The sequence below is a fragment of the Vibrio sp. ABG19 genome (assembly GCF_029962385.1).
Taxonomy (GTDB): domain Bacteria; phylum Pseudomonadota; class Gammaproteobacteria; order Enterobacterales; family Vibrionaceae; genus Vibrio; species Vibrio ostreae.
This window is the reverse complement of sequence record NZ_CP071707.1, coordinates 1,231,640-1,246,249: the sequence shown is the minus strand read 5'-3', so window position 1 is coordinate 1,246,249 and position 14,610 is coordinate 1,231,640. Positions and strand designations below refer to the sequence as shown.

The window sequence follows — 14,610 nt, the reverse complement described above, 5'->3', positions numbered from 1 at the left end:
CTATCCTTACGTTATGACTTTGAAGTTAAAGAGAAAAACTGTGTCTGTTTATGCTCGAGGATGGTGTCATCCGAGCGGTCTTTGAGGCCGACACCGGTCAGTTTGAGACGGCGTGATTCAGCCAACAGATAGAAACATTTCATCGCCGCTGCCTGATAAGGCAGGCCTTGCGGACGTACATTGGAAATACAGTTACGCAGCGAATCTTCCGTGCCGCGATGCGGATGCCAGGTCAGATACAGCCCCAGGCTATCCGGGGAGCTCAGTCCCGGACGTTCACCGACCAGTACCAGCACTTCTTTGGCGTTAATGGCTTCACCGACATCATCGCCGACTGCGACACGGCCCTGATGGACAATGCACAGCGGTGCAATCTGCCAGCTGTTTTTGCTGTCGTTGTGCAACTGTTCAATCAGCGCTTCAATAAAGGGTGTGGCGTGATTACTGATGGCATAAGAGGAAAGGCCATCAGCGATGACAATCGCCAGATCGTAAGGTTTGGCGTGTTCATCCGCGTGCTTTTTGAGCTGCTCAATAGACGACTCGCTCAGCTTACGACCCAGATCCGGCCGCTGCAGATAAGTCAGGCGTTCATCCGCCTGGCTGTGCAGCGACAAAGCGGGCAGATAAGGTGTCAGCTCTGGCCTGGAGGCCATTGTCTTAACCAGTTGTTGCTCGTCGAGCGGTACGTGTACGGCGTCCATTGCCTGAGCGTGAGAGAGCTGGAAACGCAGCAGCTCCTCTGTCGGGATGCTGGTGCCGACCCGGCCGATACCGATGCGGGCCTGAGTAAACTGGCGTAATTTGTGCCACGGATCCTCGTGGATCAAATGGTTGATAGGGACAACGCTCATACGGCCTCCTTGATTAAGCCCAGCGGCTGGATGAAGTGCGGAGAGAGCTCGTCTGACAGCTGTTTACCCTGCTGTTGATTGAAGATTTGCATTTTTTGCAGCCAGGCTTCAAATTCCGGCGCTGGGCGCGAGCCGAGTACCTGACGTGCGTAGAGTGCATCATGGAAAGAGGTGGTCTGATAATTGAGCATGATGTCGTCAGAGCCGGGGATTCCCATGATAAAAGAGCATTCTGCCACACCAAGCAGGGTGAGCAGGTTATCCATATCATTCTGATCGGCGTAAGCGTGGTTGGTGTAGCAGATGTCACAGCCCATCGGCAGGCCAAGCAGCTTGGCGCAAAAGTGATCTTCCAGACCGGCGCGGATGATCTGCTTACCGTCAAACAGATACTCGGGGCCGATAAAGCCGACCACGGTATTGACCAGCAGCGGTTTGAACTTACGTGCCAGGGCGTAGGCGCGCACTTCACAGGTTTGCTGGTCGACGTCGTGATGGCCGTTGGCAGACAGGGCGCTGCCCTGACCGGTTTCAAAGTACATCACGTTGTCACCGACCGTACCGCGTTTCAGGCTCAGTGCGGCATCGTACGCTTCCGCCAGTACGTTGATGTTGACGCCAAAGCCCTGGTTGGTCGCTTCTGTGCCGCCTATCGACTGGAACACCAGATCAACCGGGGCGCCTTGTTCGATCGCTTCAACGGTATTGGTGACGTGGGTCAGCACGCATGACTGGGTCGGGATTTCATAGTGCTGAATTACTTCGTCCATCAGTTTCATCAGTTTGACCGCCTGGCTGACACTGTCGGTCGCCGGGTTGATACCAATCACAGCATCGCCGTTGCCGTACATCAGGCCATCAAAAATAGAGGCCGCAATGCCGCTCATATCATCGGTCGGATGATTCGGCTGTAAGCGGGTCGATAAGCGGCCCGGCAAACCAATCGTGTTGCGAAACGCGGTCGTGACGCGACATTTTTTAGCCACCAGAATCAGATCCTGATTACGCATGATTTTGCTCACCGCCGCCGCCATTTCCGGAGTAATGCCCGGGCTGACGCGAGTCAGTTCAAGATGGGTCGTGGTTTCCAGCAGCAGCCAGTTACGAAAATCACCCACCGTCAGGTGCGCGATTTCCAGAAATGCCTGAGCATCATGTTCATCAATAATCAGGCGGGTAATTTCATCGCTTTCATACGGGATGAGCGTTTCATTTAAAAAGGTTTTCAGTGGCAGGTCAGCCAGCACCATTTGCGCCACGACGCGCTCTTCGGCGGATGTCGCTGCCACGCCGGCCAGCTGATCGCCGGAGCGCAGCGGTGACGCTTTGGCCATCACCTCTTTCAGAGAAGCAAACTGATAGGTCTGGGTGCCTATCTGGTAACGGTAGCGTGAACTCATAAAACCTCTCAGCTTTTGGTTTCGGGGCACTGTAGCGGATGGATAGCAGCCGAGGAGATTCCTGTTTGCTGCGATCTGTTTCGCTGCGGTCCGAACATTGCAAATTGAACTGAGAGAAATAGTGCGAATTGTGTTCCGGTAACATGACGTCAATGCGCAAAGTTAGAATTATAAATAAAAACAATGAGATATATTTTTACGTGCCTAAAGCTGGTGCAAGAGAGTGAAAATGAATTTGATTCAATTGCCACATGAAGGGAATTCATGCGCACCAATAAGGTGCAAGCAGTACAGCTTTGATGTGAACCAACAAGCGCAAAGCCTCAACGCCTGGGAACAGAAGTATAATCAACATGGTGCAGGGCAATTTCATGGCTATCTGGATGAGATTAAGCTGCCCGGCCTGCACTTGTTTGAGGAATTCACCAGTCATACTGTGCATCAGGAGTGCAGTGTCAATCCGAACGCCATTTGGATTGGTTTTTCGATGGACGCGCAACGCCCGAAAGTGAATGGTTTGCAGGCAGCGCCGCACCAATTGATGATTCGTCCGGCACAGCAGCACTTTGACCTGGCGACCCCGGATAATTTTCATATTTTTGGTGTGGTGATTGAGCGTGACCTGTTGCTGGAAAATATCCAGTGTGATGACAAGCAGCAGTGGGAGTCGACATCTTTACTGAAAAACCTCAATCCGCAACATGGCTGCTGGTCGCTGGTGGAACTGATCCGGCAGGTGCTGGATACGGAGTCGGTATTGGGGAAACGCTTGCTGCACTTCTCTTCTGGTCAATCGCCGTCTGGACAATCGCGGTCTGGACAATTGTCGCAAGGTCAGTCGTCACACAGTCAGGCAGCACTGCAGCAAGTGCTGGTCAGTGCAGTGATTGACAGATTAGGGCAGTTTGCGGTCAGTGAACACAATGAGTCGCGCAGTTACGCCACCCGTCGTCAGGCTCTGTTACGTTTGTACCGTCACCTCGATAATAATGGTGACTATCCGATGAGTGTGGCGGAAATGGCCTCGATAGCCTGCGTTAGCCAGCGCACCCTGCAATACTGTTTTGAGCAGGAGCTTGGAGTCAGCCCGATCGCCTTTTTACGTGAATGCAGGCTCAATGCGGTGCGCCGGGCGTTGATCGTCACTGATCAGGAAAAAACCATCAGTGAACTGGCGTTACAGTATGGCTTTTATCATCTCGGGACCTTTAACCAATACTACAAGCTGCTGTTTGGCGAGACCCCGAGCCAGACTCGTGATCGTGCCGATCGCTATGAGCGTGCCGCATTGGTGAAAAGTTTTACGCCGCAACGATAATGTGCGGCGTACAGTTGGCGAGAAACCGGGTTATTGGAACAGTTTCAGGTAGGCACCATAGCCTTGTGCCTGCATCTCTTCTTTCGGTACAAAACGCATCGCAGCAGAATTCATGCAGTAGCGTAAACCGGTCGGTGCCGGGCCATCTTCAAATACGTGGCCTAAATGCGAACGGCCAAAGCGGCTGCGTACCTCGGTTCGGGTGTAAAACAGAGTGTTATCTGACTTGGTAACGATATAAGCCGGATCAATTGGCTGGGTAAAACTCGGCCAGCCCGTTCCGGATTTATATTTATCTGTTGAGGAAAACAGTGGTTCACCGGAGACAATATCGACATAGATCCCCTCTGCTTTATTGTCCCAGTACTCGTTATTGAATGCCCGCTCGGTGGCATCTTCCTGAGTAACCCGGTATTGCAAGTCAGTCAGTTTAGCGCGGATTTGGTCCTCAGACGGCCGTGTATACACCTTAACTTCACTAATGGCCCGTTTTTCATCAATCAACTGACGCAGTGTTTTCGGGTTATCTTCACGGTCAGCGCCGAAGATCTGGTCTAAGTATTGGTCCCGGCCTGAAGCGTAGCGATAGTATTTATAACGCAGCGAACTCTTTTTGTAGTAATCCTGATGATACTCTTCGGCCGGCCAGAATTTTTTGAATGCAATTAATTCGGTTTTCAATGGCTTGTGGAAAATACCTGCCTGGTCAATCTCCTGCATAAAGCGTTCAGCAACCTGCTTTTGCTGCGCATCGTGATAGAAAATAGCCGGGCGGTACTGATTACCACGGTCAACAAAAGAACCACCGTCATCGGTCGGATCAATATGGCGCAAGAAGTGGTCCAGAACCTGCTCATAGCTCAGTTTGTCACTGTCGTAGGTGACCTGAATCGATTCGATGTGCCCCGTGGTGCCGGAAGAGACCTGTTTGTAAGTGGGATTATCTGCCGTCCCGCCTGAATAACCGGATACAACATCAATCACGCCGTCCAGTTTCTCCATATCGGACTCGGTACACCAGAAGCAGCCCCCAGCGAGGGTTGCCACTTGCTCATGTTCTGCGTGAGAGGCAGAGGAATGATTGGATGCCTGACTGAAAAAGGACAGGCCTACAGGTAGCGCGACCAGTAAAGCTAGTAAACTTATCGTAATACGTTTCATGACAGTTCTTACTCATGTATTGAACGGATACTCAATAAGAACAGTCGAAGACGGAAAAAATTTCAACCCGGCAACCCGGCACCAGATAGATAGCGGAGGGTATTACCGGGTTCAATGGTTCAGGCCAGTTTAATCAGCTCTTCGACCAGACGATCGATACCGGAAGCGGCCTGAGAAATATTTTCGGCCAGCATATAAGCCGGGGTCGATAGTACGTTGTGCTTTTGATCGAACACAAAATCATCGACCGGACAGGAGACATGCTCGCCGCCCATCTTACGAAATGCGACAGCGGTGTCCGGATCGTTACCTATAGTGCCTTCGACACCGTGTTCGTAAATCATCGGGATGATGGTGGGTGCAATACACAGATAGGCGGCCGGTTTACCTGCCTGGGCAAAAGCGCGACAGGCGGTGGCAACATGGGTATTGATACTGCATTCCGAGCCATGCACGGCAAAGTCGGTCAGATTTTTTGCTGCGCCGAACCCACCGGGTATGAGCAAGGCGTCGAACTCTTCAACTTTAAGCTTGGCCACATCCTCGATTTTTCCGCGCGCGATACGCGCTGATTCCACCAGCACGTTGCGTGTCTCTGCCATCTCTTCACCCGTCAGATGGTTGATAACATGCATTTGCTCAATATTGGGCGCAAAACAGTGCCAACTGGCACCGTGGCGTTCGATGGCATGCAGTGCCAGCACGGATTCATGAATCTCGGCTCCATCAAACACACCACATCCACTTAATATCACGGCTACTTTTTTCATCGATCCATTCCTTTATCTGTTCGGGCAAAACATGCTTGCACTAAGCTGGGACGTCAACATTTTTGCGATCCGCTTTTAAGTTTAGTTTAAGGCTTTCATTATGTTGTCACTGATAGCGGGGGATTTTTGCTCAATCTCGTGAATGATTGTTCATTAATCACGGATCGCTATTCAACATTGCGGATTAATAATCATTGTGGCGAATTTTATCTTTGATGTGAAGCGTGCTAAAACAGTGACCGCTACGGTGCTAGTTGCTGTTATATAAGAAGCTAATGGTTGTTTAAAAAAAGCTAATGGTTGTTTTATCAAACAAAGTTGCCGTCTAAGAGAATCGTTGTCGTTTTAGAAAATGTCCTGATCCCAGTAAGGGACATCGGCGCCGAGTTTGTCACTGACGAAATCCATGAAAGCGCGCACCTTGAGCGGCAGGTGTTTACGCTCAGGGAAAACCGCGTAGATGGCATGTTCAGGTAAGCTGAATTCTTGCATCACAGGCTTCAGGCGACCGGCGATAATATCTTTGCTGACCAGGAACGTCGGCAATTGGCCGATGCCTAAACCGTCAAGCAGGGCGCGGCGTATGGCTTCACTGTTATTCACGGTCAGGTTACCCTTGGGGATGATTTTAAAATCCGCGCCGTTCTGGCTGAACGTCCACTCACTGCCGCCACGGAAATACGAGTAAACCAGACAATTATGGTGGATGAGGTCCTGAGGTTTTTGTGGCGGCTGATGAAGCTGCAGATAACCCGGCGAGCTACACAGTATGCTGCGACAACGCACCAGTCGTTTAGCGATTAAATTTGAGGTGGGCAGGTGGCCAATACGAATCGCAAGGTCAAAGCCGCCCTGAATAAGATCGACCATCTGATCTTCCAGTTGTAAATCGACTTCCACGTAAGGGTAGCGCTCAAGAAATTCACTGATAATCGGGGCGATGTGCAGAACACCAAACGACATCGGCGCAGTAATTTTTAACTTGCCGCGCGGCTCGCCCTGCAGTTCACTGACTGCATCACTGCCCTGCCGGGCGTGTGTCATCGCCTGAGACACGTGATAATAATAACGTTCGCCCGCTTCGGTCAGGCTAAGCTTACGTGTGGTGCGGTTGAGCAGGCGCAGCCCCAGTTCATCTTCCAGTTGGGTGATCCGTTTGCTGACAGCAGACTTAGTGATACCCAGCCGCTCTGCGGCCAGCGAAAAGTTACCGCATTCAATTACTGCCACGAAGACCGGGATTGCAGAAAAGGTATTATCCATAATTGTTGAGATATATTTAACAAAAAGTTTCCTACCTACTAGATTAACATCTCATGGAAAACAATCTAGACTGTTTGCGCGATTTGAGGAGATGAAAATGAAATACGATTGGATCTTATTCGACGCTGACGACACCCTGTTTCATTTCGATGCTTTTAAAGGGATGCAGCTGATGTTCTCGCGTAAGGGATTAGACTTTAGCGAGCAGGATTACCAGCATTATCAGCAAGTGAATAAGCCACTGTGGGTGGATTATCAAAATGGTGTGATCACAGCGGCTGAGCTGAAACACATTCGCTTTCAATCCTGGGCGGAAAAAATTGGCACCACAACGGCCGAGCTCAACAGCGCTTTTCTTGAGGCGATGGCAGACATCTGTACTTTGTTACCCGGCGCACGTGAACTGATGCAGGCTCTGCAGGGCAAAGCGAAACTCGGCATCATTACCAATGGTTTTACCGAACTGCAGGATGTGCGCCTGACCAGAACGGGCATGAAGGATTACTTCGAGCACGTGGTGATTTCGGAGCAGGTCGGTGTGGCGAAACCGGATGCGGGTATTTTTAATCACGCTTTAACCGTCATGGGGGATCCGGATAAAACGCGGGTACTTATGGTCGGAGATAACCCGCACTCAGATATTCTGGGTGGTCTGAATGCCGGTCTGGAAACTTGTTGGCTGAATATCCATCAAGCTGAAAAACCACACGGCATTGATGCCCATTACGAGGTGAGTTCGTTAGCTGAGCTGCAAAGCATTTTGCTGGCCTGATAAGCTCTTCTGGTGCAAAGGGGTGTTCATTTAAAACGGCTTTTGCACCAGAATTCAGGTATCACAGATACCTGAATTTAGACATCACAGATCATAGCGACCTTCACGTTCCGGCTGATAAGTCACTTCAATAATTTCAATCACTTTCTCACTGCCACCTGGCATAGGCCAGCTTAGTGTTTGTCCGGCCGATAATCCCAGCAAGGCACTGCCTACCGGTGCAAAGATGGAAATATCGTCATTACTTTTGACTTCATGGGGATAAACCAGGTGTTTCTCCATGATTTCGTCTTTCCCCTGAAATTTAAAGCGTACGGTTGAGTTCATACTGACCACGCCTGGCGGTATTTCCTGAGGTTCTTTGATCGTTGCCCGATCCAGTTCATCTTCCAGCCTTAATAGTTCCGGTGACAGCTTGGGCATTTTGTCCATCAGTGAGCTGATGCGGTCCATGTCCAGTGTGGAAACGACGATTGAATGAGTGTGTAACATTTATTTTCTCCACAAACAAACACCGCCCTGAACAGTCAGGGCGGTATACAGGCCGAATTCATTTCGACTGAATTTAAGTTAGTGGCTACGTAACAAAAACGCAATCAAAATGCTCACAATTTCATACTTATAAAGTGTGTGTATTTGTAAGTAATGCCGAGGTGGTCACGCTAAACGTATCGATGATTCGTCGCGTCTGGCTGCCTATCAAGGGGAAGGGTAGCCAGAAAGTGCTAATGAATGATTTCGCTTTTTCCGTTGTTCAACCTGCGCTTTACTGGATGTCCATTAACTAACAACGAGGTGTCATGTGCGAAGCACCCGCGCATATGTGTAGCACCCCAATATATCCATAGGACACGACTATTTGCGTAGCAAAAGAATAAGAAAACAACGTCACATCTGTTTGAATGTGAGTGATGCGCGGGTGCAAAGCGGGTGAGTTGTGGGTACTATTTGGATATCAATTCCGCCCCAACGCCGGATGCTAAGGACAAGAGTGCAGTACGTTAGAATCAAAGAGGCTATCGCAGAACAGATTGACGCCGGGAGCTTATTACCAAGGCAGAAGCTTCCTCCTGAACGCCAGCTGGCTGAATCCTTCAATACCACCCGCGTAACCTTGCGCGAGGCTCTTTCCTTGCTTGAGGCTGAAGGCCAAATCTACCGTGAAGATCGCCGCGGCTGGTTTATCTCTCCGCCCCCGCTGCGCTACAATCCGTCGCAGGCAGTTGATTTGGTCACCGCAGCGCGAGCGCAAAATCGTCAGCCCGATATGACCATCATCAATGCGAAAGCGATGCTGGCGGATAAGGTGGCGACACGTTTGCTGGCGCTGGCGCCTTTCGCTGATGTCTATCGTATTGAGCGCCTTCTTCATCTGGAGCAGCGTCCGGTCGCGTATGTGACGAGTTACGTTCCTCCTCAGCTGTGCCCCAATTTACTCCGTTTCGATCTCGCTCAATCAATGAGCCTGGTTTTGCGTGAGCACTTTGCCCTTGAGTACCACTCAATCAGTTACCGTGTCACTACCAGTGCGCTGTTTGGTGATGTGGCGCTGGCATTACGCGCCACCGCCGGCACACCGGCTTTGGTCATTGAACGTAAGCACTATGATCATAAGGGTAATCTGCTCAATGCAGAGACAGAGCTGTGGCGTCATGATGCGATTTGCCTTGCATCCGAGGCGATTCTGACTCCGGTCAGCGCGTAAACGGGCGCAGTGACGATGAAATTGTGTTAGCCTGCAAATTCATACTCAGAAGAATAAGGTGAGTAAATCATGAAAATATTCAGTAACTTTGATAGTGGTAGCATTGACGTAGTCAAAGCAGACGACAGGCAGGACATACAGCTGAAAATTCCGAATGACAATATGTCGGAATTTTATCAGTGGTTCCATTTTCGTCTTGAAAGCGAGGCGGAGCAGTCGCACACCATTAAGCTGCTGGATTTGGCAAAGTCTGCTTATCCGGAAGGGTGGCAGGGTTACGATGTGGTGGCTTCTTATGATCGTGAAGAGTGGTTTCGTGTTCCGGCCGAATTTGATGGTGATACACTGACGTTCAGCTTAATTCCGGAGCGTTCTTCGGTCTATTTTGCCTACTTTGCGCCTTACTCTTACGATCGTCATCTCGACTTGCTGCACATGGCACAAAGCGCCCATCATTGCCAGCTGGAAACCTTAGGCCAGACCCTAGACGGCCACGATATGAGTCTGTTGACGTTTGGTGAAGCGGAGCCGGAGAAAAAGGCAATTTGGCTGATCGCGCGCCAGCATCCGGGGGAAACCATGGCCGAGTGGTTTATGGAAGGCTTGATCAACCGCTTGCTGGATGAAAATGATACTGTCGCGCGTGCATTACTGGAAAAAGCGGTGTTGTATGTGGTACCGAATATGAACCCGGATGGTTCGGTTCGTGGCCACCTGCGTACCAATGCGGTTGGTGTGAACCTCAACCGTGAATGGCAGTCGCCTTCAATGGAGAAGAGCCCGGAAGTCTACCTGGTGCGTGAGCGTATGCTGCAAACGGGTGTGGACATGTTCCTCGATATCCATGGTGATGAAGCTTTGCCTTATAACTTTGTCGCCGGCTCTGAGGGGATTCCTTCCTACAGCCCGGAACTGGCAGCCAAGGAAGCGGCATTTAAGCAGGCATTATCGACCATTACGCCTGAGTTTCAGGACGAAGTCGGTTACGACAAAGATGAACCAGGCAAAGCGAATCTGACCGTCGGATCCAACTGGGTGGCTGAGCAGTTTGGTTGTCTGGCTTACACCATCGAAATGCCGTTTAAGGATAACAGCAATCATCCGGATCCGCTGTATGGCTGGTCACCGGAGCGCAGTATTTTGTTTGGGCAGGATGTACTGGCGGCCACACTGGCGGTGACAGACAAAATCTGAACTCTTTATCGCGATGCTATGTTCGCCAGATAAACCAAAGCCAGCGGTGATGCGCTGGCTTTTTTGACTTCAGATACCGACATTATTGGCGTGAATCGCAGCCTTATCAGCTGGTGGTGTCTGCGTCTGCATCCGCGCGCTTGAGAACTTTGTGACCATCTTCGCTGACGCCGTTTTTCCAGTAGCTACTGATGTAGATATGTTCGCGGTCGATCTCTTTTTCATTACGGAAATATTGACGCAATGTCCGCATCGATTCAAATTCACACGCACACCACACCGAACACTGGCCGGCCAACCAGGCCTGTGCTTGTACTGCATCGGCAAGGGTTTCTCCCTGGTCGCTGCATGCCCAGATAAGCTCGATACCGGCCGGTGCCTGCAGTTCTGGTTTATCAGCGATGGAAGCCAGTTCAACCACGGCATAACCGCGAGCATCAGAATTGAGCTGTGACAAAGTCACAGATAGTGCAGGGATAGCCGTCATGTCAGCGGCAAGAAATACCCAATCGGCGTCCTGGTTCAGAGACTGACTTTTCCCCGGCCCTGCAATCGAAATGGTATCGCCGACTTGTGCGCTTTCCGCCCAGCGGGCAGCGAAGCCACAAGACAGGTCGCTGGTAATGTGACGGACAAAATCGACCACAATCTGGTTGCTGGCCGGATCAAATTGACGAATGGTGTAAGTGCGCATCAATGGACGCTCTTCTTCACTCAGGCTACCGATATCAGTTCCGCCCTGAGGCGTAAATAATAACTTAATGTATCCGCCTTCACTCTCTTTACCGAAATGGGCAATCTCATCTCCCTGCAGCGTAATACGCTGGAAGTTTGGCGAAATTTGTTGGGTTTCAGTAACAGTCAGCGCGAAATTGCGACGGGATTTTTGTTTGTTTTGCATAGTAACCTGATGTCTGGCAGCCGATAAGTGTACTCACCTTAACGCTAATTTTGTCATTCGGCAATGATAATTGTTGTCATTTACTGAAATTTACGAACTACACCAAATGAACCATTGTAAATGCACTGCTGTACGGCGTAATAAAAGGCGTGATCATCCTGGCAGTTTGTGGCTTTGCTACATTGAAAACAGCAGCTTAGATTTGTCAAACTGCTGATGCAGTCTAGAGTTATTTCATACGGCGCTTTGATCCTGGTGTATGCCGTACTACTCAAAAACTCGACCTGATTAACGACATCAAGCGTGTTGAACCTAAAGACATGCAGTACGGAAAAATCGATTTTTGATCGCCGTTTACGAGCCAACATCAATGAGCTTTTGTTGCGCTACGGCAGAGGCGGACATATCGCGGCCGCTACCTGTTACATCCTGATAGAGCCGGCACCTGAGGGAGATCAGGCCCGGATTGAGCATGCGCCGCGCACGGTTTAACCAGAGGGCGTCGCATGTGGGTAAAATCCCTGCGTTAACAGGGAGTTTTGGTATAAAGTGGGCGGCAAAACTGGTGAGGAATCGAAATGAGACATATACACACTGCCACCCATCCCGAACTCGGACCGTTAAGCGAGTATCGCATCATTCAGCGTCAGGCGGCGCGGGCCATTGTGGTTGATGGTGAAGATATTCTGATGCTGTATACCGCACGCTATCACGATTACACCCTGCCGGGCGGCGGGGTCGATGCGCATGAGGATATTCTGCAGGGGTTGGTGAGGGAACTGGAAGAAGAAACGGGTGCGAAGAATATTCATCATATTCAACCCTATGGCATCTATGAGGAGTTTCGTCCCTGGTATCGTGATGACGCCGAGGTGATGCATATGATTTCCCATTGTTTTACCTGCAAAATTGACCGAGTACTGGGCGAAACGCGGTTTGAAGATTATGAAGTCAAAAATGGCATGAAGCCGGTGTGGATTAATATTAATGATGCGATACGCCACAATGAAAAGACGATGACCGAAAGCGATAAAAAGGGCATGAGTGTGGAGCGGGAGACTTTCCTGTTGCGCCTGATCGCCAGAGAACTGCTGTAAACCTCGGTTGGCGTATCTGGTGTAGCGTGCTCATATCGGTTAGCTCGGTGCATCCATATCCCGTTTCACAGGTGGCTGAATTGTTTGAACTTTGCTGATGCCGGGGCTGTCTATAGCATCAGTCCCTGCAAGAGATTGACGCACAGCTGACCGGCTTGTCTGCCAGGGTGGATAGTCGGTCTGGCAAGGTGAACAGTTTTGCAGCCAGACCCGCAGTCAACGATGGAATACTGCATCTCGGATCTAAAGGGTATATACTCATAACTAGCTGAATTATTGATAAGAAATGATCGTGTCCTCGGACTGACGCAATGTCGGCGCCAGACGCAACATTAAGCAGAAGGATTTTTGAATGGGGAAAGTAAGACCAATGGCGTTAGGGATGATATTAGCTCTGACCAGCCATTTCTCTCTCGCTGATGTGATCGAAAGTACCAGCCTGGTGGGTTTCGGCACAGCAAAGTATCCGCCAAACTTCACTCACTTTGATTATGTTAATCCCGATGCGCCAAAATACGGCAAAGTGACTTATGGCCAGGTCGGCACCTACGATAACTTCAACCGCTACGCCTCGCGTGGCGTCGCTGCGGCAGCCAGTGGTGAGCTCTACGATCCGTTGATGTTTTCACCGGCTGACGAAATTGACTCTTACTATCCTTTGATTGCAGAGAAAGTGCGTTACTCGGATGATTACGCCTGGCTGGAGCTGGACATCAATCCCAACGCGCGTTTTCAGGATGGCGTGCCTATTACCGCGCACGACGTGGAATTTACCTTCAACAAGTTTATGACTGAAGGCGTGCCTCAGTACCGGGTTTACTACAAAGAAATAAAATCGGTTAAAGCGCTGAATGACAAAACAGTGCGAATTGAAATGGCAGAGCCGAATCGTGAAAAGTTGTTTAGTTTTGCGCAGTCAACTCGTGTGTTACCGCAGCACTTCTGGAAGGATAAGAGCCTGTCAGAACCGCTTAATCAGCCGCCGGTTGGTAGCAGCGCTTATAAAGTGGAAGAGTTCAAACCTGGTCAGAGTGTGACCTATAAACTGGATGATAATTACTGGGCCAAAGATTTACCGGTTAATGTCGGTCGTAATAACTTCAAAGAGGTGCAGTACGATTATTACCGTGATGACACCGTCATGCTGGAAGCGTTCAAAGCCGGTGAGTTTGATTTACGCCAGGAGAGTCAGGCTAAGTACTGGGCGACCTCTTACACCGGCGCCAATTTTGATAACGGTTTCATTAAAAAAGAAGAAATTCCGCACGATGCTCCGGCGGCAACACAAGGCTTTGTGTTTAATACCCAGCGTCCGGTGTTTAGTGACGTGCGTGTTCGCGAAGCGCTGAATTATGCGATGGACTTTGAGTGGATGAACAAAAACATGTTCTACAGTCAGTACACTCGCACTCGCAGTTACTTTCAGAATACCGAATACGAGGCGAAAGGTTTACCGGATGACGCTGAACTGACGGTGTTAAATCCGGTTAAAGATAAGATTCCGGCGCGAGTGTTTACGCAAGAGTATCAACCACCGGTCACCGATGGCAGTGGTCGTATTCGTCCGCAGATGCGTCAGGCGTTCAAACTGCTGAAAGAGGCGGGATGGGAGTTGAAAGATAAGGTGATGACCAATGTTAAAACCGGTCAGCCAATGTCTTTTGAGCTGCTGATTTACAGCCCGACCTCTGAACGTATTGCGATTCCGCTGCAAAAGAATCTCAAGCTGATGGGCATTGATATGAAGATCCGTAACATCGATACCACGCAGTACATCAAGCGCCTGCGTGACAGAGACTTCGATATGGTCTCGTCTTCTTATGCTGCTAATCCGTTCCCGAATCCGAACCTGATGATAGTGTGGAACTCGCATTATCTTGATTCGACCTACAACACCGCGGGCGTGACGGATCCGGTGATTGATCAGCTAACCCTGGATATCGCCAAGAATCAGGAACATCCGGAAAAGCTGAAATCATTGGGTAAAGCGCTGGATCGTATCCTGCAGTGGAATTTCTACATCATTCCGCAGTGGCACACCAGTATGTACCGGGTCGCGAGCTGGGATAAGTTTGAGCGTCCGGCTGTAATGCCTAAGTACGATCTTGGTTTGGATACCTGGTGGATCTCCAAACAGAAGGCCGAAAAATTACCTGAGAAGCGTCGTTAAGAGGA

The 14,610-nt window shown here is 50.1% G+C and carries 13 protein-coding genes; 6 read left to right on the top strand and 7 right to left on the bottom strand.

Annotated elements, in window-relative coordinates; all coding sequences use genetic code 11:
* Nucleotides 1-11: 11 nt before the first annotated feature.
* Together eutC and J0X00_RS05585 are read right to left on the bottom strand one after the other, a co-directional pair.
* Nucleotides 12-854 (bottom strand): ethanolamine ammonia-lyase subunit EutC, encoded by an 843-nt coding sequence (gene eutC / locus J0X00_RS05590; protein WP_282476586.1) that lies wholly within the window; start codon nt 852-854, stop codon nt 12-14.
* Nucleotides 851-2,254, bottom strand: coding sequence for an ethanolamine ammonia-lyase subunit EutB (locus J0X00_RS05585; protein ID WP_282476585.1), 1,404 nt, complete (start codon nt 2,252-2,254; stop codon nt 851-853). The genes eutC and J0X00_RS05585 overlap by 4 nt, the downstream gene beginning before the upstream one ends.
* A gap of 229 nt (nt 2,255-2,483) precedes the next feature.
* On the opposite strand from J0X00_RS05585, the gene J0X00_RS05580 reads away from it, so the two are divergent.
* Nucleotides 2,484-3,572: a helix-turn-helix domain-containing protein gene (locus tag J0X00_RS05580; protein WP_282476584.1), complete on the top strand. Its 1,089-nt coding sequence runs from the start codon at nt 2,484-2,486 to the stop codon at nt 3,570-3,572.
* Nucleotides 3,573-3,602: 30 nt separating this feature from the next.
* On the opposite strand, the gene msrB is transcribed toward J0X00_RS05580, so the two are convergent.
* The 3 genes from msrB to J0X00_RS05565 all read right to left on the bottom strand — a co-directional run bounded on the left by msrB (nt 3,603) and on the right by J0X00_RS05565 (nt 6,766).
* Nucleotides 3,603-4,733 (bottom strand): peptide-methionine (R)-S-oxide reductase MsrB, encoded by a 1,131-nt coding sequence (msrB, locus tag J0X00_RS05575; RefSeq protein WP_282476583.1) that lies wholly within the window; start codon nt 4,731-4,733, stop codon nt 3,603-3,605.
* 119 nt (nt 4,734-4,852) lie between these two features.
* Nucleotides 4,853-5,503 carry an isoprenoid biosynthesis glyoxalase ElbB gene (elbB, locus tag J0X00_RS05570; RefSeq protein ID WP_136485549.1) on the bottom strand — a complete coding sequence of 217 codons (651 nt, stop codon included), beginning with the start codon at nt 5,501-5,503 and terminating at the stop codon, nt 4,853-4,855.
* A 345-nt stretch (nt 5,504-5,848) separates the two neighbouring features.
* The gene (locus J0X00_RS05565; RefSeq protein WP_282476582.1) at nt 5,849-6,766 is read right to left on the bottom strand and encodes a LysR family transcriptional regulator; all 918 of its coding nucleotides are present in this window, start codon (nt 6,764-6,766) and stop codon (nt 5,849-5,851) included.
* A 97-nt stretch (nt 6,767-6,863) separates the two neighbouring features.
* Here J0X00_RS05565 and yjjG point away from each other — a divergent pair, with 97 nt between their 5' ends.
* Complete coding sequence (gene yjjG, locus J0X00_RS05560) at nt 6,864-7,538, top strand: pyrimidine 5'-nucleotidase (protein ID WP_136485553.1); 675 nt, start codon at nt 6,864-6,866, stop codon at nt 7,536-7,538.
* 84 nt (nt 7,539-7,622) lie between these two features.
* Here the strand turns inward: yjjG and rnk are convergent, their stop codons facing one another.
* Nucleotides 7,623-8,030, bottom strand: coding sequence for a nucleoside diphosphate kinase regulator (gene rnk / locus J0X00_RS05555; RefSeq protein WP_136485555.1), 408 nt, complete (start codon nt 8,028-8,030; stop codon nt 7,623-7,625).
* 499 nt (nt 8,031-8,529) lie between these two features.
* Here rnk and J0X00_RS05550 point away from each other — a divergent pair, with 499 nt between their 5' ends.
* The gene (locus J0X00_RS05550) at nt 8,530-9,243 is read left to right on the top strand and encodes a UTRA domain-containing protein (RefSeq protein ID WP_282476581.1); all 714 of its coding nucleotides are present in this window, start codon (nt 8,530-8,532) and stop codon (nt 9,241-9,243) included.
* Nucleotides 9,244-9,312: 69 nt separating this feature from the next.
* Nucleotides 9,313-10,437 (top strand): M14-type cytosolic carboxypeptidase, encoded by a 1,125-nt coding sequence (locus J0X00_RS05545; RefSeq protein ID WP_136485559.1) that lies wholly within the window; start codon nt 9,313-9,315, stop codon nt 10,435-10,437.
* A gap of 106 nt (nt 10,438-10,543) precedes the next feature.
* Here the strand turns inward: J0X00_RS05545 and J0X00_RS05540 are convergent, their stop codons facing one another.
* On the bottom strand, nt 10,544-11,338 hold the full coding sequence (locus J0X00_RS05540; protein ID WP_136485561.1) for a siderophore-interacting protein: 795 nt from the start codon (nt 11,336-11,338) through the stop codon (nt 10,544-10,546).
* A gap of 578 nt (nt 11,339-11,916) precedes the next feature.
* Between J0X00_RS05540 and J0X00_RS05535 the strand changes: the two genes are divergently transcribed.
* Entirely contained in the window at nt 11,917-12,435 is a 519-nt protein-coding gene (locus J0X00_RS05535; protein ID WP_136485563.1) for an NUDIX hydrolase, read from the top strand.
* A gap of 352 nt (nt 12,436-12,787) precedes the next feature.
* The gene (locus J0X00_RS05530; protein ID WP_282476580.1) at nt 12,788-14,605 is read left to right on the top strand and encodes an extracellular solute-binding protein; all 1,818 of its coding nucleotides are present in this window, start codon (nt 12,788-12,790) and stop codon (nt 14,603-14,605) included.
* The last annotated feature ends 5 nt before the right edge of the window (nt 14,606-14,610 follow it).

What these genes read in the sequence shown, in the direction of transcription:
- eutC (WP_282476586.1), bottom strand. Translation starts at nt 854, where the DNA reads ATGAGCGTTGTCCCTATCAACCATTTGATCCACGAGGATCCGTGGCAC.
- J0X00_RS05585 (WP_282476585.1), bottom strand. Translation starts at nt 2,254, where the DNA reads ATGAGTTCACGCTACCGTTACCAGATAGGCACCCAGACCTATCAGTTT.
- J0X00_RS05580 (WP_282476584.1), top strand. Translation starts at nt 2,484, where the DNA reads ATGAATTTGATTCAATTGCCACATGAAGGGAATTCATGCGCACCAATA.
- msrB (WP_282476583.1), bottom strand. Translation starts at nt 4,733, where the DNA reads ATGAAACGTATTACGATAAGTTTACTAGCTTTACTGGTCGCGCTACCT.
- elbB (WP_136485549.1), bottom strand. Translation starts at nt 5,503, where the DNA reads ATGAAAAAAGTAGCCGTGATATTAAGTGGATGTGGTGTGTTTGATGGA.
- J0X00_RS05565 (WP_282476582.1), bottom strand. Translation starts at nt 6,766, where the DNA reads ATGGATAATACCTTTTCTGCAATCCCGGTCTTCGTGGCAGTAATTGAA.
- yjjG (WP_136485553.1), top strand. Translation starts at nt 6,864, where the DNA reads ATGAAATACGATTGGATCTTATTCGACGCTGACGACACCCTGTTTCAT.
- rnk (WP_136485555.1), bottom strand. Translation starts at nt 8,030, where the DNA reads ATGTTACACACTCATTCAATCGTCGTTTCCACACTGGACATGGACCGC.
- J0X00_RS05545 (WP_136485559.1), top strand. Translation starts at nt 9,313, where the DNA reads ATGAAAATATTCAGTAACTTTGATAGTGGTAGCATTGACGTAGTCAAA.
- J0X00_RS05540 (WP_136485561.1), bottom strand. Translation starts at nt 11,338, where the DNA reads ATGCAAAACAAACAAAAATCCCGTCGCAATTTCGCGCTGACTGTTACT.
- J0X00_RS05535 (WP_136485563.1), top strand. Translation starts at nt 11,917, where the DNA reads ATGAGACATATACACACTGCCACCCATCCCGAACTCGGACCGTTAAGC.
- J0X00_RS05530 (WP_282476580.1), top strand. Translation starts at nt 12,788, where the DNA reads ATGGGGAAAGTAAGACCAATGGCGTTAGGGATGATATTAGCTCTGACC.